Source organism: Vibrio sp. La 4.2.2 (assembly GCF_027586995.1).
Lineage (GTDB): Bacteria > Pseudomonadota > Gammaproteobacteria > Enterobacterales > Vibrionaceae > Vibrio > Vibrio mediterranei.
Map to the genome: position 1 here is coordinate 1 of NZ_JAPPTJ010000028.1, position 700 is coordinate 700.

At 44.9% G+C, this 700-nt stretch carries 4 tRNA genes; all 4 read left to right on the forward strand.

The features are described from left to right. Positions 1-33 precede the first annotated feature (33 nt). The 4 genes from OH456_RS25905 to OH456_RS25920 all read left to right on the forward strand — a co-directional run bounded on the left by OH456_RS25905 (position 34) and on the right by OH456_RS25920 (position 398). Positions 34-109: transfer RNA gene (locus OH456_RS25905), tRNA-Glu, on the forward strand. A 2-nt stretch (positions 110-111) separates the two neighbouring features. After that, positions 112-187: transfer RNA gene (locus tag OH456_RS25910), tRNA-Lys, on the forward strand. A 29-nt stretch (positions 188-216) separates the two neighbouring features. Continuing rightward, positions 217-292, forward strand: a tRNA-Ala gene (locus tag OH456_RS25915). A gap of 30 nt (positions 293-322) precedes the next feature. After that, positions 323-398 (forward strand) — tRNA-Val (locus OH456_RS25920). Positions 399-700 lie beyond the last annotated feature (302 nt).

Genomic DNA, 700 nt, shown 5'->3' on the forward strand with positions numbered 1-700 from the left:
AAAATAGTAAGTGCCCAACACTTACTGCTTAGTGTCCCGTTCGTCTAGAGGCCTAGGACACCGCCCTTTCACGGCGGTAACAGGGGTTCGACTCCCCTACGGGATACCATTGGGTCGTTAGCTCAGTTGGTAGAGCAGTTGACTTTTAATCAATTGGTCGCAGGTTCGAATCCTGCACGACCCACCATTCCTTCTTTGAAGGAACTCTCAAGAAATGGGGCTATAGCTCAGCTGGGAGAGCGCCTGCCTTGCACGCAGGAGGTCAGCAGTTCGATCCTGCTTAGCTCCACCATTCTTGAACATTCCACGGAATGACTTTCGTGGGCGATTAGCTCAGTTGGGAGAGCACCTCCCTTACAAGGAGGGGGTCACTGGTTCGAGCCCGGTATCGCCCACCATCTTTAAGCGCATTTACTTAAGTGTTCTTAAAAATGGTTTCGAAAGCTTTATTGCTGTAGAAGTCTCGTTCTTTAACAATTTGGAAAGCTGACGAATAACATTTGATTAATGTTATTCATTTAAAAGTTCTCAAATCCTATATCGAAAGATGTAGGTACCAACACACATTCAAGTGTTCTTGGGAATTACGAACGTAATTCATATTTGAGTCCGGCAAAATCGAGTCTGCACATGTATAAAAATGCAGACAACTTTGGTTGTTTGACCGTTTGCTTTCACTTTTCAAAGTGAAGACAAATAG